At 47.2% G+C, this 24,497-nt stretch carries 26 protein-coding genes and 1 pseudogene; 6 read left to right on the forward strand and 21 right to left on the reverse strand.

Features of this window, described 5'->3' with window-relative positions:
- Positions 1–204: 204 nt before the first annotated feature.
- The 3 genes from VV1_RS00510 to VV1_RS00520 are packed head-to-tail and all read right to left on the reverse strand — an operon-like array spanning position 205 to position 1,107.
- Positions 205–534, reverse strand: coding sequence for a type II toxin-antitoxin system RelE/ParE family toxin (locus VV1_RS00510; protein WP_043920897.1), 330 nt, complete (start codon positions 532–534; stop codon positions 205–207).
- The gene (locus tag VV1_RS00515) at positions 503–739 is read right to left on the reverse strand and encodes a TA system antitoxin ParD family protein (protein WP_011078230.1); all 237 of its coding nucleotides are present in this window, start codon (positions 737–739) and stop codon (positions 503–505) included. Before VV1_RS00515 ends, VV1_RS00510 begins: the two co-directional genes overlap by 32 nt.
- Positions 718–1,107, reverse strand: coding sequence for a hypothetical protein (locus VV1_RS00520; protein ID WP_133295493.1), 390 nt, complete (start codon positions 1,105–1,107; stop codon positions 718–720). Before VV1_RS00520 ends, VV1_RS00515 begins: the two co-directional genes overlap by 22 nt.
- 228 nt (positions 1,108–1,335) lie before the next feature.
- On the opposite strand from VV1_RS00520, the gene VV1_RS00525 reads away from it, so the two are divergent.
- The gene (locus tag VV1_RS00525; RefSeq protein WP_011078232.1) at positions 1,336–1,875 is read left to right on the forward strand and encodes a hypothetical protein; all 540 of its coding nucleotides are present in this window, start codon (positions 1,336–1,338) and stop codon (positions 1,873–1,875) included.
- Between the two features lie 4 nt (positions 1,876–1,879).
- Here the strand turns inward: VV1_RS00525 and VV1_RS00530 are convergent, their stop codons facing one another.
- The 8 genes from VV1_RS00530 to VV1_RS00565 form a co-directional block, all read right to left on the reverse strand.
- On the reverse strand, positions 1,880–2,068 hold the full coding sequence (locus VV1_RS00530) for a hypothetical protein (RefSeq protein WP_011078233.1): 189 nt from the start codon (positions 2,066–2,068) through the stop codon (positions 1,880–1,882).
- A gap of 96 nt (positions 2,069–2,164) precedes the next feature.
- Positions 2,165–3,253, reverse strand: coding sequence for a hypothetical protein (locus VV1_RS00535; protein WP_011078234.1), 1,089 nt, complete (start codon positions 3,251–3,253; stop codon positions 2,165–2,167).
- Positions 3,254–3,258: 5 nt separating this feature from the next.
- On the reverse strand, positions 3,259–4,638 hold the full coding sequence (locus VV1_RS00540; protein WP_011078235.1) for a hypothetical protein: 1,380 nt from the start codon (positions 4,636–4,638) through the stop codon (positions 3,259–3,261).
- Positions 4,635–6,263: a hypothetical protein gene (locus VV1_RS00545; RefSeq protein ID WP_011078236.1), complete on the reverse strand. Its 1,629-nt coding sequence runs from the start codon at positions 6,261–6,263 to the stop codon at positions 4,635–4,637. The genes VV1_RS00540 and VV1_RS00545 overlap by 4 nt, the downstream gene beginning before the upstream one ends.
- Positions 6,226–7,191 carry a hypothetical protein gene (locus VV1_RS00550; protein WP_011078237.1) on the reverse strand — a complete coding sequence of 322 codons (966 nt, stop codon included), beginning with the start codon at positions 7,189–7,191 and terminating at the stop codon, positions 6,226–6,228. The genes VV1_RS00545 and VV1_RS00550 overlap by 38 nt, the downstream gene beginning before the upstream one ends.
- A complete protein-coding gene (locus tag VV1_RS00555) occupies positions 7,188–7,883 on the reverse strand; it encodes a hypothetical protein (RefSeq protein WP_011078238.1) in 696 nt (231 codons plus the stop codon). The genes VV1_RS00550 and VV1_RS00555 overlap by 4 nt, the downstream gene beginning before the upstream one ends.
- Before the next feature lie 300 nt (positions 7,884–8,183).
- On the reverse strand, positions 8,184–8,426 hold the full coding sequence (locus VV1_RS00560; protein WP_011078239.1) for a GroES family chaperonin: 243 nt from the start codon (positions 8,424–8,426) through the stop codon (positions 8,184–8,186).
- Positions 8,423–9,469, reverse strand: coding sequence for a tyrosine-type recombinase/integrase (locus VV1_RS00565; protein ID WP_011078240.1), 1,047 nt, complete (start codon positions 9,467–9,469; stop codon positions 8,423–8,425). Before VV1_RS00565 ends, VV1_RS00560 begins: the two co-directional genes overlap by 4 nt.
- 639 nt (positions 9,470–10,108) lie before the next feature.
- Here VV1_RS00565 and VV1_RS00570 point away from each other — a divergent pair.
- Positions 10,109–10,672 carry a glycoside hydrolase family 108 protein gene (locus VV1_RS00570; RefSeq protein ID WP_043920898.1) on the forward strand — a complete coding sequence of 188 codons (564 nt, stop codon included), beginning with the start codon at positions 10,109–10,111 and terminating at the stop codon, positions 10,670–10,672.
- Positions 10,673–10,921: 249 nt separating this feature from the next.
- Here VV1_RS00570 and VV1_RS00575 read toward each other — a convergent pair whose 3' ends face one another.
- Both VV1_RS00575 and VV1_RS00580 read right to left on the reverse strand, forming a co-directional pair.
- Positions 10,922–12,178, reverse strand: a complete 1,257-nt coding sequence (locus VV1_RS00575) for a sensor histidine kinase (RefSeq protein WP_011078242.1) — start codon at positions 12,176–12,178, stop codon at positions 10,922–10,924.
- Positions 12,150–12,818, reverse strand: coding sequence for a response regulator transcription factor (locus VV1_RS00580; RefSeq protein ID WP_011078243.1), 669 nt, complete (start codon positions 12,816–12,818; stop codon positions 12,150–12,152). Before VV1_RS00580 ends, VV1_RS00575 begins: the two co-directional genes overlap by 29 nt.
- Before the next feature lie 91 nt (positions 12,819–12,909).
- Here VV1_RS00580 and VV1_RS00585 point away from each other — a divergent pair, with 91 nt between their 5' ends.
- A complete protein-coding gene (locus VV1_RS00585; RefSeq protein WP_011078244.1) occupies positions 12,910–14,103 on the forward strand; it encodes a DUF5666 domain-containing protein in 1,194 nt (397 codons plus the stop codon).
- A 188-nt stretch (positions 14,104–14,291) separates the two neighbouring features.
- Here the strand turns inward: VV1_RS00585 and VV1_RS00590 are convergent, their stop codons facing one another.
- The 4 genes from VV1_RS00590 to VV1_RS00605 all read right to left on the reverse strand — a co-directional run bounded on the left by VV1_RS00590 (position 14,292) and on the right by VV1_RS00605 (position 18,009).
- The gene (locus VV1_RS00590; RefSeq protein ID WP_011078245.1) at positions 14,292–15,491 is read right to left on the reverse strand and encodes a NupC/NupG family nucleoside CNT transporter; all 1,200 of its coding nucleotides are present in this window, start codon (positions 15,489–15,491) and stop codon (positions 14,292–14,294) included.
- Between the two features lie 224 nt (positions 15,492–15,715).
- Complete coding sequence (locus VV1_RS00595; RefSeq protein ID WP_011078246.1) at positions 15,716–16,660, reverse strand: LysR family transcriptional regulator; 945 nt, start codon at positions 16,658–16,660, stop codon at positions 15,716–15,718.
- 45 nt (positions 16,661–16,705) lie between these two features.
- A complete protein-coding gene (locus VV1_RS00600; protein WP_011078247.1) occupies positions 16,706–17,677 on the reverse strand; it encodes a lytic murein transglycosylase in 972 nt (323 codons plus the stop codon).
- Positions 17,678–17,727: 50 nt separating this feature from the next.
- The gene (locus tag VV1_RS00605; RefSeq protein ID WP_011078248.1) at positions 17,728–18,009 is read right to left on the reverse strand and encodes a YcgL domain-containing protein; all 282 of its coding nucleotides are present in this window, start codon (positions 18,007–18,009) and stop codon (positions 17,728–17,730) included.
- Between the two features lie 175 nt (positions 18,010–18,184).
- On the opposite strand from VV1_RS00605, the gene minC reads away from it, so the two are divergent.
- The 3 genes and pseudogenes from minC (at position 18,185) to minE (ending at position 19,950) form a co-directional block, all read left to right on the forward strand.
- The gene (minC, locus tag VV1_RS00610) at positions 18,185–18,847 is read left to right on the forward strand and encodes a septum site-determining protein MinC (protein WP_011078249.1); all 663 of its coding nucleotides are present in this window, start codon (positions 18,185–18,187) and stop codon (positions 18,845–18,847) included.
- A 22-nt stretch (positions 18,848–18,869) separates the two neighbouring features.
- Positions 18,870–19,684 (forward strand): annotated as a pseudogene (minD, locus tag VV1_RS00615) (septum site-determining protein MinD).
- Between the two features lie 2 nt (positions 19,685–19,686).
- Positions 19,687–19,950: a cell division topological specificity factor MinE gene (gene minE / locus VV1_RS00620; protein WP_011078251.1), complete on the forward strand. Its 264-nt coding sequence runs from the start codon at positions 19,687–19,689 to the stop codon at positions 19,948–19,950.
- 82 nt (positions 19,951–20,032) lie between these two features.
- Here minE and rnd read toward each other — a convergent pair whose 3' ends face one another.
- The 4 genes from rnd to VV1_RS00640 all read right to left on the reverse strand — a co-directional run bounded on the left by rnd (position 20,033) and on the right by VV1_RS00640 (position 24,463).
- The gene (gene rnd / locus VV1_RS00625) at positions 20,033–21,148 is read right to left on the reverse strand and encodes a ribonuclease D (RefSeq protein ID WP_123772747.1); all 1,116 of its coding nucleotides are present in this window, start codon (positions 21,146–21,148) and stop codon (positions 20,033–20,035) included.
- A gap of 87 nt (positions 21,149–21,235) precedes the next feature.
- Entirely contained in the window at positions 21,236–22,933 is a 1,698-nt protein-coding gene (gene fadD / locus VV1_RS00630; protein ID WP_011078253.1) for a long-chain-fatty-acid--CoA ligase FadD, read from the reverse strand.
- 121 nt (positions 22,934–23,054) lie between these two features.
- Positions 23,055–23,909 carry an alpha/beta fold hydrolase gene (locus tag VV1_RS00635; RefSeq protein ID WP_011078254.1) on the reverse strand — a complete coding sequence of 285 codons (855 nt, stop codon included), beginning with the start codon at positions 23,907–23,909 and terminating at the stop codon, positions 23,055–23,057.
- Complete coding sequence (locus VV1_RS00640; protein ID WP_011078255.1) at positions 23,909–24,463, reverse strand: Slp family lipoprotein; 555 nt, start codon at positions 24,461–24,463, stop codon at positions 23,909–23,911. Before VV1_RS00640 ends, VV1_RS00635 begins: the two co-directional genes overlap by 1 nt.
- Positions 24,464–24,497: the final 34 nt, after the last annotated feature.

Below are 24,497 nucleotides of genomic sequence, written 5' to 3' on the forward strand. Positions count from 1 at the left end.
AAACTCCCATAAAATTTGAGGCGGGATAGTACAAAAGATAGCAAATGTTTACAATGCTATCCTTATATATATTCACTTATTGCCATATAGATTACACTTTTACTTAACTTTTACGTCAGCACCATGCTGCAAAAAACAAAAGGCCCCCGGAAACTCAGGAGCCTATCTGTAAGTTAAAAATCTTGTTTTGGTTCTAAGAGTAAGCTATCCGATAAGCTTTAAATCAGCCTTCCTGCTCTTTTTCATAGACTCGTAGTAATTCTCATGAGGCCCAACGTTTAAAAGATAGAGCTCCAGCTTATCTTCGACCCAAGAGTATCCAAGTAGCACCTCTTGTTTATCCATTTTGAACTTGTGTACCCATAAATGGGATAGATCCCCCTTTTTACGTGTACCAAGCTCTGGATTCTCTATGATCTTATCAATCTCATCTTCCACCACTACACATTGAGCTTCAGATAACTTGCTCATTTGTTTAGAAAAACGATTTGTTTCGTAAACATCAATCTGCTTTTCGTTTTGTTCGTCGCTCATAGCGTTTTACCTTACCGAGTTTTACTTCCTCGGAAGCCAAAAGCGATTCTTGTACAAAGCTATAAGGTAAGTCTGGGTTATCTGTCATTATTTTTCCGATTTTAGCCCAATACTCAATCTGCTTAGGCACAGAACGCATTTCTGCTTCCGCATGAACCTTGACGTCAGACACAAAATCATCGTCTAGGCGAATACTTGTTGCCATAGCAATTCTCCTCTAGCTTTATCATTGCACTTAACGGGAAGCTTATTTGCTAAAATTAAGCGCACATCTATGACGCAAATTTGCTGCATCGCTTTATACAACCTAAAAACTTCATCAAGCTTAAATAATCGATTCCTCTTCAAAAGCAAATTGCTTTTAACCATGATCCGAATAAGACAAAGTAAATGACTGTATTTATTTAAAAAGTTTCTCTGTTTCTTTGTATTCTGATTAGACTCAATTGGCGTATCAACAACACAAGATATGCCAAGTATCCGCTCAATGTTTTCTAGCTGCTGCTCAAAATCAATCCTTCTTTTGGCAAGCTCTTCAAAACCAAAGTCAATAATTCTCATCCTCGCAAACATTAGCAACTCCCAAGCGAACTTCGATGTTTCCGCACACCAATAATGCAACAATTTGTCGCACAAAGCAACATATGAAGTAATGAATAGAAAGATAGGGCTAACTGCCCTGTCACCAGCAAACATTCGGTGTTAGGAAGAAGACGAACTGCACATTATCCAACATCAAAGATGAAAATGCACTTTGATGCTTATAGCATTGAATAAACCGAAAAATCGAGATAATGATGCATGGATAGGGTTGATTTCACACTAGAGCAAAAACAGCAAATGCTTGTTGGTATTGATAGGTTTTTCAAGCGATACGGTAGCTACCCAATTGATGACCAAACCTATTCACTTATCGCTATGTGTCTTTGGGATAGCAAGGGATTTCAAGTTCCACCGCTCTACGATGATGCAGACATAACTCTAAATAACGACTTTGAAAGTAAATATCGCCTTATTAAAGCCGTAACTATATTGTGCTCGGGTGGGAAAAAACCTCTCGGATACGGGATTCTTTTAAACTTTTACTTCAATCTATTTCAAACAGTCATTTCAAGACTACAGCTACTCCATGAAGAGTTACCTGTAGCTATCAAACACGTTATCTCACCACTTTTCGTCGAAGATAAAGTACTTCGAGATTACGTATATCAAGACTTCGATGGATTAGGAAATGGACTGACTAAAGTAGGAAAAATATACATTCATCCACTTTGGTCCACTTATATGTTTCGTGAAGAAGTAGTTTTCGAAGATGAGTTGCTTCATTATCCCAAAGCCTGAATCATCAGGCTTTTTTAACCACTGGCACTTTTACCCAACGCTTGCAACGGCATAGTGCTTCCCCTTCGAGCAGCTTAACGCATCGAGAACGAATGATGCCTTCACTATCGCAGATGCGATGACCACATAGGCACATCACTTCACTGACGCGCTGACCGTTATCCTGAGGCTGATGTTTTTTTAACGTATTCATTATTAGCTCCTAGCGTTGGCTGGTTATTTCCAGTCCTACTTTTAACTGACGTATGTATTATAAAGCTTGCTACGTGGAAAACAGGGGGCAAGTTATTCACAGGTTTGTAGTATCAATGCCTTTTCGTTTCAGCACTGGCTCTAGGTGCTTCCAAGGGGTCGCAATCATCCCTTGGGTTAAGTGGCCTTGTTGTAAAGCGGATACTTTCTTGTTGTGCCCTAGCACCGCTTTCTGTGTCGCCTGGCTTTGGCTTTTCAGCCAATCAATTCGTGTTGTTGCATCTGCTTTGTCTTCTTCCGTCACTTCATCAACAAACACCACTTGCTCATAACTCAAGGTGTTAGGATGCGCTGGCCACGGGCTTTTACCTCGTGGGTATACGCCACGGCCAAGGCCATAAAGATTTGCCATGGCGTGCATATCGCAGATATCCCTTTTGGGATGGTTCGGGCTTAGCTTGAACTTAGTCCCCACTACAAACTCATCTTCAAAAGCAGAGTTCTGAAACGCCATGCCGTAGGCTCGGTTAATCTCCGTTCTCATCACTCGCTTGATTTGGTGATACGGTGCACCTTGATCTTCCATGAGCACATCACTGACCTTTTTATTGATTCCAGAGCTGCTGGCCATAGTCATTTGCTGAGCAATATGGGACGGAACAGGCTGCATGCGGCGCTGATAATCCTGCGCGGCTTCGGATGCTGACTGGCCGAGGATAACGGCGCGTTCCACCGCGTTGGTTAGCTCTTGTTTTGCGTTGCGATGAACCCGCCAAAGGCGGTCACTCAGTTGTAACCCATCTTTCTGCTGCATGGTTCGGGTTGCCAGAACGGCAGCATCAATCGACTCAGAAACTTTTGCGGCAGGAATACTGCTGCTGAACGTGTTCCCACCGTTTTTGGCCGCTTCGACAATATACCCTTCCACCATGCTCGATTGCTTTTGGTTTACTTGGTTGAGAATCTCCTCTATCTGCCTAGTGAGGGTATGTAACTGGGAAAGTCGAACTTGACCTAATTCATCGGCCGCGTGGCTAATCAGAAACTGGATTTCGACCAGTGCCGCCTGATAGAGATCGGTGAGATCCTGCATGGCTTGCGCATCCAGCTCATTGGTAGCACGCTGCGCTGCCTGCATCGCTCTGCGGATAGTCGCTTTAACTTGTGTGCGTTGATTGACTGCCATGAGTATTACCCGTTGCTGATGGACGTTGCACTTTCACCTTTCGGCTGATTGTTTGGAGTGATGCTGACTTTATGCGCCGGCTTATTGTCCTCGTCATCGATGTCGTGGTTTTCTGGGTATGGGTCTTTACTGTTTGCCTCATCCTCACGCATGGCTTCTGCACGTTGAACATCGACGCCTGCAGCTTCCCAAGCCAATTTCCTCGGCATACCCAGCGCCTGATATTTAAGGGCCAAGTCTGCGCGTTGGTTTTTGCTGTCTGTCATTCGTTCAGCAAACTGGATCTGGAACTGGTACGAATCCGGATTGATGCCAGCTAACAGCAGTTGCAGTTTAAAACCATCTTCATAGGCATACGCCAGCGCATCTTGCAGGGCATCAATCTCTTCGTAGTAATCGCGTTTTAAATCTTCAAGAACGTCTCGAGCGAGATCGTCTACATAGCCAAACAATCCCTTAGGTGCAGGCGCTCCGGAAAAGAAGGCATCGATGAGCAATGTGATATCGGCAATCTGCTCTAGGTTGGCATCACCACCGATAGCCGTGACGCTCAGTTTGTTACCGTAAAAGTCAGTGGCAATTTCTCCCGATTGTCCTTCCACTCGTTCACGGTATTCATCTAAAGCTTTGCTATCAGCCCCATCGAGCGAATGCGCTAGCTTTTGCGGTGCTCGAGTTCGCCGACGAATCACCAGATCCTCTTCTGTCATGATCAGCTTTTGCCAGATGGGCCTCGCGGCATCGAGATATGGGCGCCCCATACAACCCATATCATCAAAGTTATCTGGGTCTAATCGGCTTACGGTGAGCTGCCAGAGCGGAAAAGTACACAGCTCTTCGTAGGTCAGTGGGTCTACCTGACGAAATGCTTGTTTGACGTCTTTGAAACGTCCGGTTCGGTCCACGATGGGAATAATCGTTTCGGTCGGCATACGTACCGAGCTCGTCACCTGACGCTGCTCGTTGACCACCCACTGCAGCGGTAAGTTGCCCTCTTTGGCCAAGCCTGCGGCATCACTCATCAGCTTCATGCGGTTGTTGAGCTGCAAGCGAAGCGTAAACTGTTGCCAAAGTTTGCTGACACGGGTGCTTTCTTTGCCAATCCAATGCAGTTTCAAACCGCCTTTGGTGGCATCACGCGCAATGCGGCGATGAATCTTTTTCACCCGTGGATCAACCTTATCCATGTAACGCAGCATCACAATAGCGGCGCGTAGGTTCGGATCTATCTGCATTTGGTCGTAAAGGTATTGCACTGAACGTTCAGGGTCTGCGATGTGGCCTTTCTCAGTCGTGACATGGCCATGCTGATTACCGGAGGTATTAGGCGCGGAAGGGAGAGGCTTGTTTCTCAATATGGCCCAAATTTGGGATAACTTGCTCATCGTAGGTTCCTTAACAAGTTGAATGCGCCTGGTGCGCCTAATAGTTGTTCTCGAGTTTTGTGGTTGATGGTGATGATGCTCGGGACAGGTGCAGCCCCTTGGGTAACTAACGCCCAGTGGCTTGCCATGTGTGCATCAAATAGGTCATCGCCAATGGTTTTCTTCACCATTTGGTAGCTGCTGTAGCTGCCAGATTTAACTGGTGAGGGTTTTATGTTTTTTAACTGCCGTGGCAAGGCAACATAGTCTTCCAACTGTGGGTCTGATTCCCTGTCATCGACATACGGCAACACCATTTGTCTGTTGTGGTATGCGCTGCGTAGTGATTGCGCCATTTGATGTTTGGCCATGCCTTCAAATCGTAGCGGCGAGAATGCCCACTCTGGCCAAGTGGATGCGGTGCTTTCGCCGCCGCCAATGGTTCTGCGGTCGATTTGCGTTAGCCCTTCAGCAAAAAGATCATCGTTAACCTGCGTGATAAGGCCAATTCCAAAGGCATCACCAATCGCGTAATCCGGCCGAAAGTAACGCCAGAACCCGACAAGGTCTTTGCGAATCACCCCTTCATCAGTTCCCGGGTGCCACGTTTTACAGAAGATCACGACAGACCAATTGCCCACCTGCTCTTCAATGACCAATGACGAACGCGAAGAGGCAAGGTTCTCACCGTGGCCTGTATGGTCATATCCCCAAGCGATAACACCACGCTTTTTGTACACCGCATAGGGATCAGGCTCGGCAGGTTCCAAACCAATTTTGGCGCCAACTTGAATGGCGTAACGAATGTACTTTTCCCAGATGAGGTTTTTCGCCGCCACGTTGATACACAGCAACTGACGAATGTATTCATCCTCAGGCAGCTGCTTACGCATGGACATAATGAACTCTTCATTCAAAATACCCAGCTCTATGCCGAGGTAACAATCAACGGTAGGTAAGCAGTGATACTCGCCAGAATCAATCAAGCCGCTTAACGTGTCGGCGCCTTTGAATACTCCGGTGATGCGAATTTGTGGTTTGTTTATCGCGGTTTTACTCGCGCCTAAACGACGACTTGAACCCATCATCAATAAGAAACGGCCATAGAGACGATCGGCATCGAGGTCGTCCACTTCTTCCAATGACGCCCAAGTCAAATCGCCACCGTCGACGTTGGCCATGATGCCGTAAGCCCGTGCTTTGGAGCGGTTCGCAAACTCATAGTAGGTATCGGCCAACTGCTTGCGACCTGACTTGTAAGCGATGAAGCCACTCAAGATATCGGAACGACGAATGGCATCCAGGTGATAACCGAGGTTCACCAGTGACTGTGCTTCTCTGGGCGCGACGATACCGCCCTCTTGATCACCATTGATTGCGTTCCAGTTAAGAAAGTACATCTCTTTTACGGCTGTTTTACCTGTCCGGCGGCAACTGAAATCAACCGTGTTCTGATGGATATCCATCTCTTCCATTTTGAGCAGCTGAACAGGGTCCAACTCGACATTGTGAACGTGTTTGTGCCACATGCCGTGGTTGTCTGCGTAACGCATGATCTCTTTTTGCGCTCGACTCTGAATTTCGACGCGCTCTTTCGCGCTAATACGGTCAGCCACGATCGACTTCTCCATCGATGTAGTCGCCATCTTCAGCGCCGTGTTCCTGGCTGTGCTCAATAAGGATGTCGTCATTACGGATACGCTGACGAGAGCGCGCAATCATTTCTCGCAGGCCCGACATCTGCTCTTTCATCTGCTTCTGATATTCCAGTGCAGATTCACGTTCATCCTCTTGCTCCTGCATCCGGCCCAACTCCAAACCGTGGTCAGTTTGAATTTTCGGCGTCATGTTGAGATCGGACATCGAGAGATTGTTTTTGCTCAGCATCTCGAGCATAGGTTTTAGCAGTGGGTGTGCTTTGACCTCTTCAATGATTGTCTTTTCTCCACGGTCATTAGTGTACTGACCGATGTGAAAACCACCTTCTTTGTCGAAGTCATACACTGGATTACGCAAGGCAACGCCATCAGCAACAATGGTTTGCATCATGTCTTGGAAGATAGCCGCCATGTTTGCCTGATTGATGGCGTGTAGTTCGGTGAGCTTGCTCGGGTCGTTGGACTGAAACGCAATAAGGTGCTGCATCATCAGTTCTGTTCGTTTAATACATGCTGGCTGAGTCGCGCAATACGCTTGGTCGACATCACAAGTGGCACACTGCGGATACTTGCCAGGGCGAGCGGGGAAAAACAAGGCGGTTCTCGCCGTTGCTCCGTGCTTCAGGGCATTGAATCGGCTCAGTGCTCTGTCGCTCACAGCCTGAAGATTGGCTGATGATCGCGCCTTACCTTCCGCTGTTTTTGGGCCTGTCGCAGCTAATACCGCACAAAACTGACCAACTTCCCAAGGCACTTGCTGCACCTCTCGCTGACAGCCATCACACACCGCAAAGTATCGAAATGGGTGGGCGCGATTGGGCTCATCTTCAATGCGGGTTGGTTCGCTTTTGAAGGTGTATTCGCAGGTATTGCACTTGAATGTAACCATGGATTTAGGCTGATTATTCTGTTTCATAACGCCATTTCGCCCGATTTTGTTTCTTGAAAGGAGGGAGTCATTTCTGCTAGCAGCTTAGAAGCAAGGTTGATTCGGGTGAGAGAGGCAGATTGCCCAGTCCAGAGTAACAAGTGGTGCGAAACTTTATCTTTTGGCATGCCTGCGGCCAAAAGGTTGAACATCAGCACACGCTTTAAATGCTTGTTCCAGAAATTAAAGCTCGGCACGTAAATGCGCAGGGTGCGGCGCCCAGGGTGATAAGCCGCTTGATAAAGCGTTTGCCAAATATACCGATACTGCTCGGTTGTCGTCGTGTAATAGACCTCGAACCAGGGCTTAGATAGGCGTTGAGCATCTAGCCACAGTTCAAAGTCGTCATCAGACATTTCGAGGTGGTCACTACTCATACGCGCCACGTTGATTCTTAGTCGATGGCCAGTGCGCAGCGTTTCAAGGCCTCGCCAAAGCTCTAAAAACTTCAGCGCTCCGAGATGGCGTTGTATCTCTGCCCAATGCTCAGGCAATGCTAAGCATGCGAAGGCTTTTTCAAGCTCAGGCGCACTTAGTGAGAGTTCTAATTTGGTGCAGTTTTCTAGGTACCGTCCCCCCTCTGCAAGCAGGGGGATATCTCTATGCCGAGCCCCCACCCCTTGAGCGGTGACCTGGTGATCTTTGAGTACATCGAGATATTTTGAGATTGAGCTGCACATTCCCTAATCCTTCATGAAAACTGAATCCAGTAAACACAAAGGCTCGGGCACCACAGTAAACTGATGAACTGCACAATCTGTCAGTATGTGCAGCTAGTGATATGTATCACATTGATGGTTTTGGTCGTTTCGAAAGCGAGTTCTCAAAGCTCCCGCAATCATCCGCTAACATCCAGTATACCTGAGTTTAGAAAATAAGTTAAAGACAGGTTATATCAGTTCTAAGACGTTAAAGTGCAGTAAGGAAGTCTGTGTAGAGCTCTCAAAAATTCAGGGCTTGGAATACGTAAGGGGTTGGTTTTAGTCGAAGATAACTGATATCTCAGCTTCATTGATAAACAGCCAGGTATGGCCATTGGCGGTGACATCAAGCCCCGCATAAGGATTGAACTGAATTCTCGCGCCTACTGCTACTTCCTTTACCTGATGGCCAACAGCGACTACCTCACCAGTGTTAGCTGGCTTATCTGGCGTCCACAACAAGCTTCTGGGGCGTTCATCTCGCTGAATTACTACCCAATCATGCAGTGGTCTTAATTTCATAGGCGTTTCCCTTTTCTAAGCTCATTCAACAAGGCACTAACTGGCGTATCAATTTTCCCTAATGGGTTCCCTTTATCCAGTACGTTCGTCATCTTACGCATCGAGATATGCGTGTAAATCTCTGACGTTTTAGGGTCCGCATGCCCCATCAATGCTTGAATCTGCAGAGTGCTGGAATCCGACTCCGCTAACTCTGTACCAAACAAGTGACGTAGTGCATGAGCATGGGCTTGGTCTTCCGGAACTCCCGCGGCGATCGCATATTTCTTTATCATCCGGTCAACAGCTCTAGTTGATAAGCGCCGCAGTTCTCCACGGTGCTCCCATTCCGGAACGTGACGGTTACGAAGATTAACAAACAGTACCTGGTCACCATCATCAAGCAGACGATCAACATGCTTAAGGTCGGGATGGCCAAGATAAGCCTGAACAAGCAGCATAGCTTCAAGGGGAACGGGTACCAATCTCTCACGCTCCCCTTTTTCCATGGTGCGAATGGCCAGACGTTCAACCTCACCATACTGATACCAAATAAGCTGTGACTCATTCAAACCGCATAGGCCCGCTACACGAAAACCGCAGCCAATCAGCAAAGACAGCATCGCACTATCTCGAACACCAGAAAGCGATGTTAACTCAGGTTGGAACAACAACGCCTCTGCACTTTTGAGCCCCATAAATCGCGGTAATCTGCGCCCAATTTTAGGGTAAACCAAATCCGATGCAGGGTTTTTAGCGACAAGGCGCCGCTTAGCAAGAAAAGAGTAAAAGCCTCGAATAGCCGCAACGGCCACCTTTCGTGACGCAGCAGAATAGCCAGCTCGATGCAGCCAACCACCGGAAAACTGCTCCAAATCTTTCAGTTCAACCTTGTCAAATTGGCCATCAACAAACTTCTTTAGCTGCTCAAGCAAGCCACGATATTTGCGCACCGTTTTAGCGCTGCAGTTCTCACTATCTCTCTTCCAGGTAAGAAACTGATCAATTGGATCAGTTGAAGCTTGGTTTGTTTTTATTTCTTGGTCGGGGGCAGAAAAATCCATGGACCTCTGATCTCGTAGGGTGAGAACTCACTAAAGCCAGTATTCATAAGGCTTCCGGTCATTTGGAGGGGCTTTAAAAACCCATGGAAAAACCTATGGGCTATCAAAAAACATATGGGACAAAAAATGAGCAGAAAAATTAACCTATGGAGACCAATTTGCGCACCTTTCTCTCTTCCTAGTTATCTATCTCTCTCTTTTTATTAAATAAAGAAAGAAAAGAAAGAAGAACAGCGCAAAAAGGATCAATTCAGCGACCCATGGGAAATGAGAGCAAACCTATGGAAAAACAAAGCTAACTTATGGGGGTAATTTTCTTACAAAGCCAGAGACAATAAGGGATGAGACAAAGAGCCCCATATATTCACAGGTTTTGACTAAGTATGCGTGACATGAGAATTGACAGCCCACACCCAAGCCGCCATCTTATTTTTCAAGCCACAGCCCCTATCTGCGCGCCCATATCTCTCTAGGGGGTGCGGGGGAAACAACAATAAAGGAATGAAGCGCCTGTCTAATGATGGGCGTTCTTTATATAGGGGTAGCGTTTATCAATAGATACCGAGACCTCATAAAGAACGCCCTCTTAGGGGTTTTCCAGCAAGGTAAGAATGCACACATCAACCTAAGGAGATGACTATGTGCGACTTACTCAAGGCAAGAACCATTGATGAGATAATTCTCGAGATCATGGAAAAGGAAGGCTTCCGCTCAAATAACGAAGACGACTTAGGCGGCGACACAACCTACGGAATTACAGAAGCGACAGCGCGCAGATTGGGCTATGAAGGTTCGATGGCAGACCTAACCCCTGATATCGCCAAAACGCTGTATTTACATGAGTACGTGCTTAGAGTGCGCTTTGACCTGGTGCATGCAGTTAGCCAAATCATTGGTGAAGAACTCATTGATACAGGCGTAAACATGGGGCAAGGCATTGCTGCAAAGTTCCTTCAACGCTGGCTCAACGTCTACAACAACAAGCAGCAGTACTATAAAGATCTGCTGGTAGATGGGCACATAGGCCCAGCGACAATTACAGCACTAAAGGCGTTCTTGGCCAAACGAGGCCAAGAGGGCGAAAAGGTACTTTGGAAGTCACTGAATGCAAGCCAAGGTGGGCGATATTTGGAGATTTCCGAAAGCCGAGAGAAGAACGAAACCTTTGTCTACGGCTGGATGAAAAATAGGGTTGGAATCTAATTTTTGGGTTCCAAAACTCGTTTGTAACCTATTGATTTAATTGAGGCGAATTGTACCAAAATGAACGATAGGAATAGGCACAAAAAGAACGACATTTCTTTATATTCATACAGTTAGCCACTTTAACTAACCGTCATGGGGTGTCGGGGGTCGGAGGTTCAAATCCTCTCAGTCCGACCATACACCTAAAAAAAGAGAGCTTCGGCTCTCTTTTTTGCTATTTGGCGCTCGGCATTATCAAGGTGCTGTCTATTCCTCTGTCTCTGCCGAACGAAAGCGCACTTTTGCGATAAAATGCGTACCGTCATCTTCCATGCTAAACGCCCAATTCATCCGCTCGCAAATTCGCTCAACAATCACCAAGCCACATCCATAACCTGCGTTGTAAGTTTCATTGCCGTCATGTCGGTTCTGAATTTCAAAACAGCACTGATGTAGCGCAATATTGATACTCCCAACGCTATAGCTGAAAGCATTTTTGATGAGGTTATTAATGACGATGGTGACAAAGCTTTCTGGGGATCGAACTTGGCTCGGCTGCGACAGATCAAGCTCATAACTCGAGCCCTGACGAGCAAACAAGGGTTCTAGCAACGCCAGTTGCTGCTCCAACGCCTGCTGAAGATCGTGATTGCCAAAGTGATGTGGCTCTATCTCCGATTTACCCAACAACAAAAACGTCTCCGTCAACACCTTCATTTCCTGACCCGCTTGATGCAGACGACGTATCGCTTTTTGCGCGACTTGGGGTTGCCCTTCCACTCGGCTAAGAATATCGGCGGAACCCTGGATCACCATAATCGGTGTCCGTAGCTCATGAGAAGCGAAGCGGCTAAACTCCTGCTCACGTTGGAAAAATCCTGCAATATGATTTTTACTGTCTAACAGAGTCTGCTCAATATGGCGCGTTTCGCTGAACGTAGTATCGATGCTAAACGGCGGACAATCCGGTGGCATTTGACTAATTTTATGTTCAATTTCCGTCAAGGGTTTCGACAGAATGCGAACCATATACACACCATAAAGCAGCATGGCAATGGAGAGTATGCCGCCCAATACAAAAGTCACTTGGTGCAACGAGCTTTCATACTCATCCAAGTAATCATCCGAATCATCTTGGAAAACGATGTACATATTGCCAACACCGGAAGGATGAGCAAAAACAACAAAGTGTTTGTCCTCTTCCCCTTGCAGGTATTCATAGAAACCGGGTTTGGAAAAAGCCAGCAGCCAGCTCGGTATCTCTTTCTCGCTCCAGTAACTATCAAACTCCTGCGGATTGGGTAACGGTGCTTGGTCCTGCAATGTTGCATAATTCTCTTTGTACAGAGCGGCTTCTGTGTCTAACCAGTGGTGCAAGCTCAATACTTCTAGCTTGTTTTCCGCCACATAGATCAAGCTCCAAAACAGCGTGAACATCAGAAAGGTCAGAACACCAAAGCTCCAACGGATCTTGCGGTAAATACTAGGATAGGCGCTATGCTTTGAGTCGGTAACCTTGTCCATGAATGGTCTCTAATCGTGATTCTGAAAAACCTTTGTCCAATGCGGTGCGCAAACCGTAAATGTGGCTACGCAGAGCATCACTCCCCGGCGGTTCATCGCCCCACACGCTTTCAATCACTTCAACGCGTGACACGATTGCCGGCGCTCGCTTCATCAATAACTTCAAAATTCGCGTCTGAATACGGCTCAGTTTGATCTGCTGACCTTGGCGTTCAACCTGCTCGGTTTTGACATCCAAGGTGATGTCGGCAAATTTCAACACACCAATATCTTGTCTTGGTCCTCGGTTCGCCAATGCGTGCAGTCGCAAGCTCAGTTCCTGCATCGCAAAAGGTTTCAATAGGTAATCATCGCCACCAGCAGTAAAAGCCGCGATTTTGTCATCCAAGCCCTGTTTTGCAGTTAGAAATAGGATGGGCGTCCCACAAAGATAGTCTTCTCTGAGTTTCTTCACCGTACTGATGCCGTCAAGCTTAGGCATCATGATGTCCATGACAATCACATCGTAGTGGTTCGTTTCAATCAATCGCAGCGCCGCTTCACCATGATACGCACAATCGATGGTGATGCCTTCGAGCTCCAGATAGTCGGCAATCGTTTCTGCCACATTGTGGTTATCATCCACTAACAAAATTTTCATTCAGTTTTATCTCTTCACGATCGCTTCACATCTCATTTCCTAACATAGCGAAAAACCAAACATCCACCATTCATATAGGGTACAGATAGAGATGAAGAAGCTGACTTTAGTAAGCGCGTTAACCTTAGTTTTATCAGCTTGTGGAGGAAGTAACAGTTCAACACCAGCGCAACCCGATGTTGCTCCCAAAACAATCACCGGTACTATTGATTCCGTCGACCCACAACACCGCTCACTTGTGGTCAATGGACACCAATATACCGTCGAGCAAGTATCGTATTCCTCGGCCAACATTGAGTTAAGTGCACTGCAACCCAATATGATGATTCGCATCGCCCCAAACACCGGTGTGCAACGCGATTCCACCAGCGGCCAAGCAGGCACTTTTTCGGCGCAATTAGAGCCAACCATGACCGGGGTGATCAGTAACATCAACCCTACAGACCACACTTTTAGCATTAATGGAGCAACACTGACGTTTGCTAAGCTCAGCCCAGAGATTAAAAATGGCGACTGGGTGATGGTCTCTTCTCTTCCGACCGCCGACGCAGGATACAAAGTTCTGTCGGTCGTGAAGTTTGATGATCCCGATCTTGTTGGCCATGTTGAAATCGAAGGTCGCATCAACAGCCTCGATGACAACAACGGTACGTTTAAATTGGGCGCTGGCATTACAGTAAATTACGACAATGGTACCTTTATTAAACCGCATCAACCACTTGAAAACGGTCAATGGGTAGAAATTGAAGGCCAATTTGCCAATAACGTGTTTGCCGCCAGCGAGATTGAGATCGAATCTTACGATGATCTTGATGACGACAACGAAATCGAAGGCATTGTCACTTGGGTGGCAGGCGATAAATCGCAGTTCGAGTTGAACTACCGTGGCATGTTTACCGTCGATGCTCACACTCGCTTTGAAGATGGCCACAAAGGTCTATTGGTCGCAGGGGCAGAAGTGGAAGTCACCGCGCAATCAAGTACAAGCAACGAGCTGCTTGCGCGTGTGGTGGAGTTTGACGAACAAGATCACGACAGCAATTGGGACGATCATGAGTTTGAGTGCGATGGCCTGGTGACTCTCCACGATAACGAGCAACGTACTATCACCATGGAATGTTCCGATGACGGCGTTAGTCTTGGCGAGAAAATTATCTATATTGATGCCAATACGCGCTTTGAGCACATTCAAGAGTCGGAGCTGCAAGGTGCCTACATTGAAGCCGAAGGCATCATGTTGAATCAACAATACGTTGCACGCGAAATTGAACGCGATATCGATTAATCCGCGTTGATATTGCACAGCAGGTGAGTGGTTGACGTCGTCATCACTCAATCGCAAAAAGGCAGAGGAAATCCTCTGCCTTTTTCTTATTTATCAATAATGATAGCGGATAAAAAAATAATGACAGTTCGATGCTTCACTTTGTCCAGAAGCGCGTAAGCATCGACTGCCATCTGTTTTCTTATCGCTTACAGGCTTAAAATCACGCCCGCAATCGATGCGCTCATCAAGTTCGCCAAGACACCTGCGGTAATTGCACGGAAGCCGTATTTCGAGATGAACGAGCGTTTTTCAGGCACCAAGCTACCCAAACCACCGATCAACATCGCCATTGTGGAGATGTTAGCAAAACCACACAAAGCAAAAGTCACGATCGCTTGTGAGTGTGCACTCAGATCTTGTTTCACTTGCATGAGCTGAATAAACGCTACGAATTCGTTCACCACAATTTTATTGCCGATCAGAGAACCCGCGGTAATGGCTTCATGCCATGGAATACCCAACAACCAAGCGACTGGCGCGAATAGGTAGCCCAAAATCAACTCAAAGCTAAGAGAGATGCCAAACCAACTGCCGACCCAGCCCAACAGGCCATTCAGCAGTGCAATCACGCTGACAAACGCCAGTAAGGTTGCCCCTACCGCTACCGCGATACGCAAGCCCGACATCGCACCGTCTGCCATCGCTTCCACCACGTTGGTCGCTTTTGGCATCTCAACGTTTTCCATCTGCACATCTTCCGCCTGAGCTTCAGTTTCAGGCATCAAGATTTTGGCCATCAAAAGACCAGCAGGTGCCGACATAAATGCCGCAGCAATCAGGTAGTTCAGTTCCACCCCCAAAGAGGCGTAACCGACTAAGGTACCGCCTGCTACCGAAGCAAGGCCACAGGTCATGACGGCAAAGAATTGCGAGTCACTCATGTGCTTTAAGTAAGGTTTCACCACCAACGGGGCTTCAATCATGCCAACGAAGATGTTGGCGGTTGCAGAAAGCGATTCAGCACGGCCAGTCCCTAACAACTTTTGTAGGGCGCCACCAATCAAGTTGATTACTTTCGGCATCAATCCAATATGGTAAAGGCCTGAGATCAAGGCAGAGAAGAAGATGATGATACCAAGAACGTTAATCGCGAAAGTAAAACCGCCGGTTGCCAAACCGCCGAACAGAAAAGCGATGCCTTCCTGTCCATAGTTAATCAAATTTGAAACCGCGCCCGTCACGCCATTTAGCGCATTTTTACCCGCAGGCACATACAGCACCAACAACGCAAAGGCCACTTGCAATGCAAACGCCAATCCCACCGTTTTAAGACGGATATTTTTTCTATTGGTAGAAAGCAGCCAAGCAAAAAGCAAAATGGCTACGACACCCAAGAGTGAGTTCATAGTGATTATTTCCAGAGAGGGGGAACAAGGAAGGCGCGGATTGTATTACCAGCGTCGTAAGATGCAAGTCGAGAATGTTAACAAGGTGGTTCATTAGAAAAACGCAATAAAACCACAAGTCTTAACTTATTGAATAAAAACAAGATAAACGTTTGCTTTGTTTTATTGTTTCCATATGGAAAATATGTTTCTGGAAATAGAAAATATTTGTGACTCAAATCACTCTAATCAGGGAAGCTGACATAGGGCTCCAGCTGTTTGTCCCAATGACACGGCGTACCGATTTTTTGTTTAATGAAATCGATGACAGCGGAGGTTTTTTTCGGCATATGCTGGCGGCTAGGATACACCGCATAAAATGGCATTTCCTGATTCGCGCGCCAATCTGGCAACAGTTGAATCAGTTTCCCAGTTCTAAACTCATCACCAAGCAAGTAGGTCGCCAGATAGCCAATCCCCCACCCTGAGATCGCCGCGTCTCGAACCGCCTCAGCCAGATCAACCGAATAATTGCCCGATACCTTGACGCTAAGGTGCTCCCCTTGGCGGCGAAACGCCCAACTGGTGTAATCACGCTCCCAGCTTCGGTAAATCAGGCAGTTGTGATTGGCGAGATCATTGGGCTCCTTCGGTGCATCATGCTGCAGCAAATAGTCAGGAGACGCCGCGACAACGAACTGACAATCCGCTAAACGCTGAGCAATGTAGCCTTCTGGTAAATGTTCATGATTGGTGATCCAGAGATCCAACCCTTCTTGCAGCATGTCGACTTTGTAATCAAACAGATGCATTTCCACTTGCAGTAGCGGGTATTTCTGGCGCAGTTCATCAATGGCAGGGAGAATATGCAAAGTACCAAAGGATTGCGACAAGCCAATTCGTACTAAACCGGCAATTTCATCGCGCTGGCTCTCCATTTCATGCTGCGCATTATTCACCGCCTGCACCACTTGCTGGCAATGGTGATAGAAGGCCAATCCTGCTTCAGTTGGTGTAAAGCTGCGCGTGGTGCGTTGGATCAACTTGATCCCCAACGATGCTTCGAGTTGTGCCAGTTGCTTACTGACATGAGAAACCGACACCGCTAAGCTCTTAGCGGCAGAAGTGAAGTTTTGATGTTTGACGAGGGCGGCAAAAACCACCATTTGTGCTGCGCGTTCAGATAACATGTTTATCGCTGTTGGCTTGTGGCTAACACCACAAGCCGAATTGAATTAATTTTTGATGCGGTCAGCCAAATGGCTCACTGCCAGTGCAAAGTAATGCGAGCGATTCCACTTCATCAACACATTGTAGTTGTTGTAGACCAGATAAGCGCGGCCATTTTCATCATCGGGCATCACTAACCAAGCTTTAATGTCTTCGTTTAGCTTAGGTAATGGGCGTCCATTGATACTAGTAATACCCAGTTTTTTCCATTCCTGCAGGTATTTGCCTTTCGCCTCTTCTCGCCCTTCTAGCTCAAGATCAAACCCTTTCGGCACGCGCACTTGGCGACCCCAAGTGTATTTATCATCCCAACCCGATTGGCTGAGGTAACTGGCTGTTGAAGCAAACACATCGGCTTTGGTATTCCAGATGTCTTTCTTGCCATCACCGTTACCGTCTGCCGCATAGGCAAGGAAAGAGCTTGGCATAAACTGACACTGCCCCATCGCACCTGCCCAAGAGCCTTTGAAGTTTTCAAACTCAATATGCCCTTGGTCTAAGATTTTCAGCGCTGCCATGGTTTCTGCACGAAAGAAGGCTTCACGACGCCCTTCATAGGCCATGGTTGATAAAGCATCGACCACAGGGAAATTGCCGGTGAACTTACCAAAGTTACTCTCAACGCCCCACAACGCGACAATAAAGCGCGCTTGTACGCCATAGCGATCCGCAATCTGGCTCAATTCAGCGTAATGCTTTGCATAGAGATCTTTGGCTTGTTTCACTTTCCAATCGGGCACCGCACGAGGAAGATATTCATCCAGCGTTTGTTTTTTCTCCGGTTGGTTGCGATCGGCTTTTACCGCTCGTGGCTTAAATTGCACATCGCGAAAGGCTTGCTCTATGGTTTGAGCCGAAATGCCTTCTTCTGCCGCTTGGGCTTTTAAACGCTCAAGATACTGCTCAAAACTTTCAGTGTTCGCCCACGCCGATGAACAAAGTCCGATGCTGAGTATCGCGGTTACCAATTTTTTCAAATAGCCCTCCTTGAGCAATCGAGCTGACTTTAACTCAGGGCAATCACGCCTTAGTCGTTTTTCTGCTGCGCTTTACGCTCTTTATGTTGTTGTAATAGATTTTCTGGCGGAGGTGGCAGTTGCAAGAAAAAGCCCTCGTTGTTGAGCGATTCTTTTACTTTTTCAATGTTCACTAATGCCAAACTACGCCCTTCAAGATTCACCGTCATCACATGAGAAGGCTTACCGAACATCTGCATCAATGTGTCAGGGACCTGTGAAAAATCATCTTTTTTTGGGATGTAAAGATATGTGCCTTCTTTCTTAGAACTTTTATAGATAGAACAAAGCATGACAAGCCTTTTGTGCTGATTTTCGCGTTTGACACGCGAAATTTAATTTAAACCTAATTTTTTAGACGAAATCACTTATTTGACAGCAAGAGAACTTGCTGCGTATTGGGATGAAATATAACATGACAGCCTTAGTAAAAGACAACGCTCTTTCAACAAAGGCAAGAAGTATCTAATGTCTCACTCTCCAGACCTAAAAGGTAGCAGCTTTACGTTATCGGTTCTGCACCTTTGCAACAACTCGGTCGACACGGCTATCGAATTCGTCAAAGAAAAAGTTGAGCAAGCGCCCGCTTTTTTCGCGGCTGCACCTGTTGTGATCAATATCGCCAACGTTGAAGGCGACCTCGATTTTGTCGCGCTAAAACAAGGCATATCACAAGCCGGTTTTATTCCTGTAGGAATCACTGGAGCAAAAGATAAACGAACCCAGAATCTGGCTTCCGACGCTGGGTTTGCCATTATGTCGGCCAGCAAATCGCCAACGCAGGCCCCAGCAAAGATGGCGCCAACCAAAATTGTTCGCACCCCAATTCGCTCTGGCCAGCAAATTTACGCCAAAGACGGTGATTTGGTCATTCTTAATCACGTCAGTGCGGGGGCCGAAGTTATCGCCGATGGCTCGATCCATATTCACGGCACCTTACGTGGCCGAGCGATTGCCGGGGCAAGTGGCCAAAAGGAAGCACGAATTATTTGCCATGACTTGCAAGCAGAGCTGATCTCAATTGCGGGCAACTACTGGCTCAGTGACCAAATTGAACGCCAATTTTGGCAGCAAAAAGTGATGTTGAGCTTGGTGGACGAATCACTCCATCTCGAAGCGCTCACTCAGTAAAGAATTAAAAGGAAATCACACAATGGCACGCATTATTGTTGTAACTTCGGGTAAAGGTGGGGGTTTGGCAAAACACCGTCCAGCGCCGCGATTGCTTCAGGCCTTGCGCTGAAAGGAAAAAAGACAGCGGTTATCGATTTTGATATCGGCCTACGTAACCTAGATTTGATCATGGGCTGTGAACGTCGTGTGGTCTATGACTTTGTTAACGTGATTAATGGCGAAGCGACGCTCAATCAAGCGATGATCAAAGACAAACGCGTCGACAACTTATTCATTTTGCCCGCTTCTCAAACGCGCGATAAAGATGCGTTAACCAAAGAAGGGGTCAAACGTGTATTGGATGAGCTCGATGAGATGGGCTTTGATTTTGTCATCTGTGATTCCCCTGCGGGCATCGAGCAAGGTGCGTTAATGGCGCTATACTTTGCAGATGAAGCGATTGTCACCACCAACCCAGAAGTCTCTTCTGTGCGAGATTCAGACCGTATTTTGGGGATTTTGGATTCGAAATCTCTGCGCGCAGAGCAAGGGCTTGAGCCGGTCAAGCAGCATCTTTTGTTGACCCGTTACAACCCTGCTCGAGTGAATCTTGGCGAAATGCTGAGCGTTGAAGATGTCGAGGAAATTCTGCACATTTCACTACTCGGTGTGATTCCTGAAAGCCAAGCGGTACTGAATGCCTCGAACAAAGGCGTGCCCGTGATTTTTGATGAAAACACCGATGCAGGCATGGCCTATTCAGACACCGTTGATCGCCTACTGGGTAATCAAGTGGATTTTCGTTTCCTTACTGAGGAGAAGAAAGGACTGTTTAAACGACTGTTTGGAGGCTAGATATGTCACTGCTTGAGTTTTTCCGCCCACAAAAAAAGACCTCTGCAAGCCTCGCTAAAGAGCGTTTGCAGATCATCGTCGCAGAACGCCGCAGCCAAAATGATCCTGCGCCGTCATACTTGCCACAGCTGAAAGAAGACATTCTTAAAGTGATCAGTAAATACGTCGCGATTGATCCAGCCATGGTGGATTTGACATTCGAACATAAAGACGATGATATTTCCGTCTTGGAATTAAACGTGAAACTGCCAGATGAAGAGAAATAGCGCTTCATTCATCGGATAGAAAAACAGACGGCTTAGACCGTCTGTTTTTATTTATCTATAAAGCAAATGCTCCAAGCGTGCTCTAAATTAGCTTGTTCATTTTTTCGCCCAGAATGTCTAAGCGCCAACCTTGCATCAAGTCTGGCAGGCGATTTTGATCGCGCTGATGTTTCCATACCCAACTGATCAGTTGATTAGTCTGCTTCTTCGACGCTAAAAACTCGCTCGCTAAACCTGTCGCTTTCGAAGCGTGAGTGACTTCGTCTTTCAGTTTTTTAAACAGTTGTTTGTAACCTGGCAAATCCATCAAACGTTCAATTGGTGCTGGATAATCCTCAGGATCAGTCTCACGCGCCGACTTCACCATCGCAGCAATGCGGTTGCCATGACGCTGTACAGAGCGAACATCCATCCCCTCTTCTTCCATGCGCTTAAAGCTCGTCAGGCCTAAACGAGCCACTGTGAGTAAGTCATGTTCTTTGAAAACAAAGTTCAACGCTAAGTCACGACGAATCGCCTCTTGCATACGCCAAGTCGCAAGCGGCTTGAGTATCGCAAGCTCTCTTGGCTTAAGCTGCCAAGCCCCTTTGATATCGAGATAAGCATTGTCGGCATTCGGCGTTTTTACACGCTTGCTTGCTTGCAGTTCGCTCTCTTGCTGAGCCGCTTGCCACCAGCCCGCTTCCATCACTTTTTCCAACAAGATCTCGTACAGCGGCAACAAGTAGTGAACATCTGCCGCGGCGTACTCCAGCTGTTTGTCACTCAGAGGACGAGCCAACCAGTCCGTGCGCGACTCACTCTTATCCAGTTCCACGTTAAGGTACTGCTCGACCAATGCGGCAAAGCCCGTCGATAGACCGTGACCCAAAAACGCGGCCATGATTTGCGTATCCACCATCGGCACGGGTATCGCACCCAACGCATTGTGGAACACTTCCAAATCCTCACCGCAAGCGTGAAGCACTTTCATTACCGAGGCATCGTTAAGCAACTCAGTAAACGCACTCATATCAGTCAGCACCGTTGGATCAATCAGCGAGAGGGTGTCACCATCAAAAAGCTGAATTAAGCCCAATTGTGGGTAATACGTTCGGGTGCGGACAAACTCGGTATCCAACATCACAACGTCTGCTTCGCGCGCTTTACTGCATACCCTAACTAGGTCTTGGTTTTCGGTAATAATTTGGTAATTCACTCGTCTCTCGCTATCGCTTTGAAAATAAAAATGCCAGCCTTGGAATTCGGCTGGCATTTTAACACTCTTCGTGACACTTTGCGCGGCTTACGCTGCCTCATTCTCTTTGGCAAGCTTAGCATCATTTTCATCGCGTAATACGCGACGCAAAATCTTACCGACGTTGGTTTTCGGCAGATCTTCACGGAACTCAATCAACTTCGGCACTTTATAGCCTGTCAGGTGCTGACGACAGTGATTAATGATCTCTTCTTTGGTCAGGCTTGGATCACGCTTAACCACATAAATCTTCACCACTTCGCCAGAGACTTCGTGCGGCTGACCGATGGCCGCCACTTCAAGCACCTTACCGTGCAGCGCAACCACATCTTCGATTTCATTTGGATAAACGTTGAAACCGGACACCAAAATCATGTCTTTCTTACGATCAACAATGTGCAAGAAGCCATCTTCATCAAACTTGACGATGTCGCCAGTCGATAGCCAACCGTCATTGTTGATCACTTCTTTGGTCGCTTCTGGGCGCTGCCAGTAACCTTGCATCACCTGTGGGCCACGCACTTGCAACTCACCCGTTTCACTATTAGCGAGGGCTTCACCTTCATCGTTCACAATGCGAACTTCTGTTGATGGAACGGGCAGACCAATGGAACCGTTGTAATCCACAAGATCGTGCGGATACGCGGCAACCAGTGGTGAACACTCGGTTAAACCGTAGCCTTCTAGCAGGTAACAGCCTGTGGTTTTCTTCCACTTCTCCGCCACCGCGCGCTGAACGGCCATGCCACCACCAACCGCCAGTTTCAGATGGCTGAAGTTCAGTTCATGGAAATCTTCATTATTGACCAGCGCGTTAAACAGCGTGTTTACCCCAGTAATGGCGGTGAACGGGTATTTCTGTAGCTCTTTAACAAACCCTGGAATATCGCGTGGGTTGGTGATCAACAGGTTTCGGCCACCCATTTCGATGAACAACAAGCAGTTCACCGTTAAAGCAAATACGTGATACAACGGCAGCGCGGTCACCACAAGCTCACGGCCAGGCTGAAGAACCGGACCATACATGCCTTTAGCTTGCATTACGTTAGCAATCATATTGCGGTGAGTAAGGATTGCGCCTTTCGCCACCCCAGTGGTACCACCGGTGTATTGCAAGAACGCAATATCATCACCAGTCATAAAAGGTTTGACGTACTGAAGACGACGGCCTTTGTGCAAGGCTTTGCGCATCGAGATGGCCCCAGGCAGATCGTATTTTGGTACCATGCCTTTGACATATTTCACAACAAAATCAACGATGGTGCCTTTCGCACGTGGCAACATTTGGCCAAGGCTGGTTAGCACCACGTGTTTAACTGGCGTGTTCTCAACGATCTGCTCTAACGTATTGGCAAAGTTCGACACGATCACAATCGCTGTGGCACCAGAGTCGTTGAGCTGATGTTCCAATTCACGTGGGGTATACAACGGGTTTACGTTCACAGCAATACAGCCAGCACGTAGCACACCAAACAGTGCCACAGGATATTGCAGCAGGTTTGGCATCATTAATGCCACGCGATCGCCTTTTTTCAGTTTCAACTCGTTTTGTAGATACGCAGCAAACGCACGGCTGCGCTCTTCTAACTTGCGGAAAGTCATCACCGAACCCATGTTCATAAACGCAGGTTGGTCGGCGTATTTCTGCACTGATTGCTCAAACATTTCGACCAGTGACTCGTACTGATCTGGGTTGATGGTTTCCGGTACGTCAGATGGATAACGTGAAAGCCATGGTTTTTCCACGATGTTACTCCTCGTTTAAAGCTGGCCTACGCAAGAGAAGCTTGCGAGATAGCGTCCTTTTTATTTGTTCACTATTACAGCACAGCAGGCATGCTTGAGCACGAAACTCTCAAACACTTGTTTAAATTTTGTTAACTACTCCAAGAATTCGCATTGCGACCTCGAGTGATTGCTCTAAGTGACAGTGATGACCGCCTTGCACTGTCTCAATTTGGGCTGGATTTTTCGCATTTAAGTGACTGATATCCTTAAGCTCACGAAATCCATTTTCGCCTAATATGATCAGATGAAAACAGGAAATTTGGTCTAAAATCGTTTCGGCATGTTTCTGCGAGAGTCGATACAACGAATCACATTTCAGTTTTGCATCATGACGCCATTGCCAAATGCCATGGCGATGTTCAACACCACGTTCGACAATGGGTCGCAATGCATCCGCAGAAAGCTGATTGGCAGCGACGCGAAGCATGAGCGCTTCATCAAAACTACTGAGATTACGGGAGGGTTTCGCACGCAAACGATTACGGCTGAGTACCCCTTGCCTGAGCCTTTCAACCGCCTTTTGCGGGGCTTCAGCCAAAGGCCCGTAACCTTCTATCTGAACCAGAGCTGTCACCTGTTCAGGAAAGGCCGCACTATAACAACTTGCAATCAAAGCACCAAGTGAATGACCGACTAGTAGCAGTTTATTTGGCGATAAAACACGCAAAAACTGATAAACGTCATCGATATAATCATGAAATGGATAAAAATTATCCAATGACTTGTGCGAAGAGAGACCATGACCGGGGAGATCAATGGCGCATAGGTGAAGCTTAGGATTTTGCTGATGCAGCTCTGCCATGACACGATGAAAACTGGCGGCGTTATCCAACCAGCCATGAAGAAAAACGACTGATAAATCAGCCGTTTTTACGTCACCATACTCGATTGCTGCCAGCGTTCCACTGGCGATAACATAACGCGTCTCACGCATTATTTAACATCTTGAATGATTTTACCGTCACGCGGGAAGTCGCGCATTTGTCGACAAGTAATCGAATAACACGGGTAGAGGTAACTTGAAGTGTCATACACTCTCACTCTTTCTTCGATGGTCCAAAGGCGATAACCGTAGCTCTTCACCACTGGAAAAACATAATCATACTCGCCGATTTTGCCTTGCTCTTCCCCTGCAGCAGTGCCGACAACGGTAATCAAACGTCCTTGACTAAACGCAACGGGCTCTAAGTAGCCCTCAAGGTAGGCAACAAAACGTCCATTGGGTTCTTGGCTAATGTCGGGCTTGCCGTTTTTATCGATCGGCAAGTTAACAATTTCAATGCGCGTTTTGTCTTTGAGATTGTCCACTTTAGCAATCACGCCACCCAAACGAACATCTTGCGTCACCACGCCTTGGCTTTCTGCAAAGATTTTATAATCCGTTAGCACTTCTTGGTTTTGCGCCGTCAGCTCTTGTGGGAGAGAACTACACGCCGCCAAGCCGAGCAAAGCGATCATTGCGAAAAGAGAGCGGACCGTTTTCTTCATTATTTACCTGCCTGTCTTCAGTCATCAAAGCAAC

Origin of the sequence: Vibrio vulnificus CMCP6 (genome assembly GCF_000039765.1) — a bacterium.
Lineage (GTDB): Bacteria > Pseudomonadota > Gammaproteobacteria > Enterobacterales > Vibrionaceae > Vibrio > Vibrio vulnificus_B.

Bases quoted from the DNA above. Each gene is read 5' to 3' on its own strand.
- VV1_RS00510 (WP_043920897.1), bottom strand. From the start codon at position 534: ATGAGCGACGAACAAAACGAAAAGCAGATTGATGTTTACGAAACAAAT.
- VV1_RS00515 (WP_011078230.1), bottom strand. From the start codon at position 739: ATGGCAACAAGTATTCGCCTAGACGATGATTTTGTGTCTGACGTCAAG.
- VV1_RS00520 (WP_133295493.1), bottom strand. From the start codon at position 1,107: ATGTTTGCGAGGATGAGAATTATTGACTTTGGTTTTGAAGAGCTTGCC.
- VV1_RS00525 (WP_011078232.1), top strand. From the start codon at position 1,336: ATGGATAGGGTTGATTTCACACTAGAGCAAAAACAGCAAATGCTTGTT.
- VV1_RS00530 (WP_011078233.1), bottom strand. From the start codon at position 2,068: ATGAATACGTTAAAAAAACATCAGCCTCAGGATAACGGTCAGCGCGTC.
- VV1_RS00535 (WP_011078234.1), bottom strand. From the start codon at position 3,253: ATGGCAGTCAATCAACGCACACAAGTTAAAGCGACTATCCGCAGAGCG.
- VV1_RS00540 (WP_011078235.1), bottom strand. From the start codon at position 4,638: ATGAGCAAGTTATCCCAAATTTGGGCCATATTGAGAAACAAGCCTCTC.
- VV1_RS00545 (WP_011078236.1), bottom strand. From the start codon at position 6,263: ATGGCGACTACATCGATGGAGAAGTCGATCGTGGCTGACCGTATTAGC.
- VV1_RS00550 (WP_011078237.1), bottom strand. From the start codon at position 7,191: ATGAAACAGAATAATCAGCCTAAATCCATGGTTACATTCAAGTGCAAT.
- VV1_RS00555 (WP_011078238.1), bottom strand. From the start codon at position 7,883: ATGTGCAGCTCAATCTCAAAATATCTCGATGTACTCAAAGATCACCAG.
- VV1_RS00560 (WP_011078239.1), bottom strand. From the start codon at position 8,426: ATGAAATTAAGACCACTGCATGATTGGGTAGTAATTCAGCGAGATGAA.
- VV1_RS00565 (WP_011078240.1), bottom strand. From the start codon at position 9,469: ATGGATTTTTCTGCCCCCGACCAAGAAATAAAAACAAACCAAGCTTCA.
- VV1_RS00570 (WP_043920898.1), top strand. From the start codon at position 10,109: ATGTGCGACTTACTCAAGGCAAGAACCATTGATGAGATAATTCTCGAG.
- VV1_RS00575 (WP_011078242.1), bottom strand. From the start codon at position 12,178: ATGGACAAGGTTACCGACTCAAAGCATAGCGCCTATCCTAGTATTTAC.
- VV1_RS00580 (WP_011078243.1), bottom strand. From the start codon at position 12,818: ATGAAAATTTTGTTAGTGGATGATAACCACAATGTGGCAGAAACGATT.
- VV1_RS00585 (WP_011078244.1), top strand. From the start codon at position 12,910: ATGAAGAAGCTGACTTTAGTAAGCGCGTTAACCTTAGTTTTATCAGCT.
- VV1_RS00590 (WP_011078245.1), bottom strand. From the start codon at position 15,491: ATGAACTCACTCTTGGGTGTCGTAGCCATTTTGCTTTTTGCTTGGCTG.
- VV1_RS00595 (WP_011078246.1), bottom strand. From the start codon at position 16,660: ATGTTATCTGAACGCGCAGCACAAATGGTGGTTTTTGCCGCCCTCGTC.
- VV1_RS00605 (WP_011078248.1), bottom strand. From the start codon at position 18,009: ATGCTTTGTTCTATCTATAAAAGTTCTAAGAAAGAAGGCACATATCTT.
- minC (WP_011078249.1), top strand. From the start codon at position 18,185: ATGTCTCACTCTCCAGACCTAAAAGGTAGCAGCTTTACGTTATCGGTT.
- minE (WP_011078251.1), top strand. From the start codon at position 19,687: ATGTCACTGCTTGAGTTTTTCCGCCCACAAAAAAAGACCTCTGCAAGC.
- VV1_RS00635 (WP_011078254.1), bottom strand. From the start codon at position 23,909: ATGCGTGAGACGCGTTATGTTATCGCCAGTGGAACGCTGGCAGCAATC.
- VV1_RS00640 (WP_011078255.1), bottom strand. From the start codon at position 24,463: ATGAAGAAAACGGTCCGCTCTCTTTTCGCAATGATCGCTTTGCTCGGC.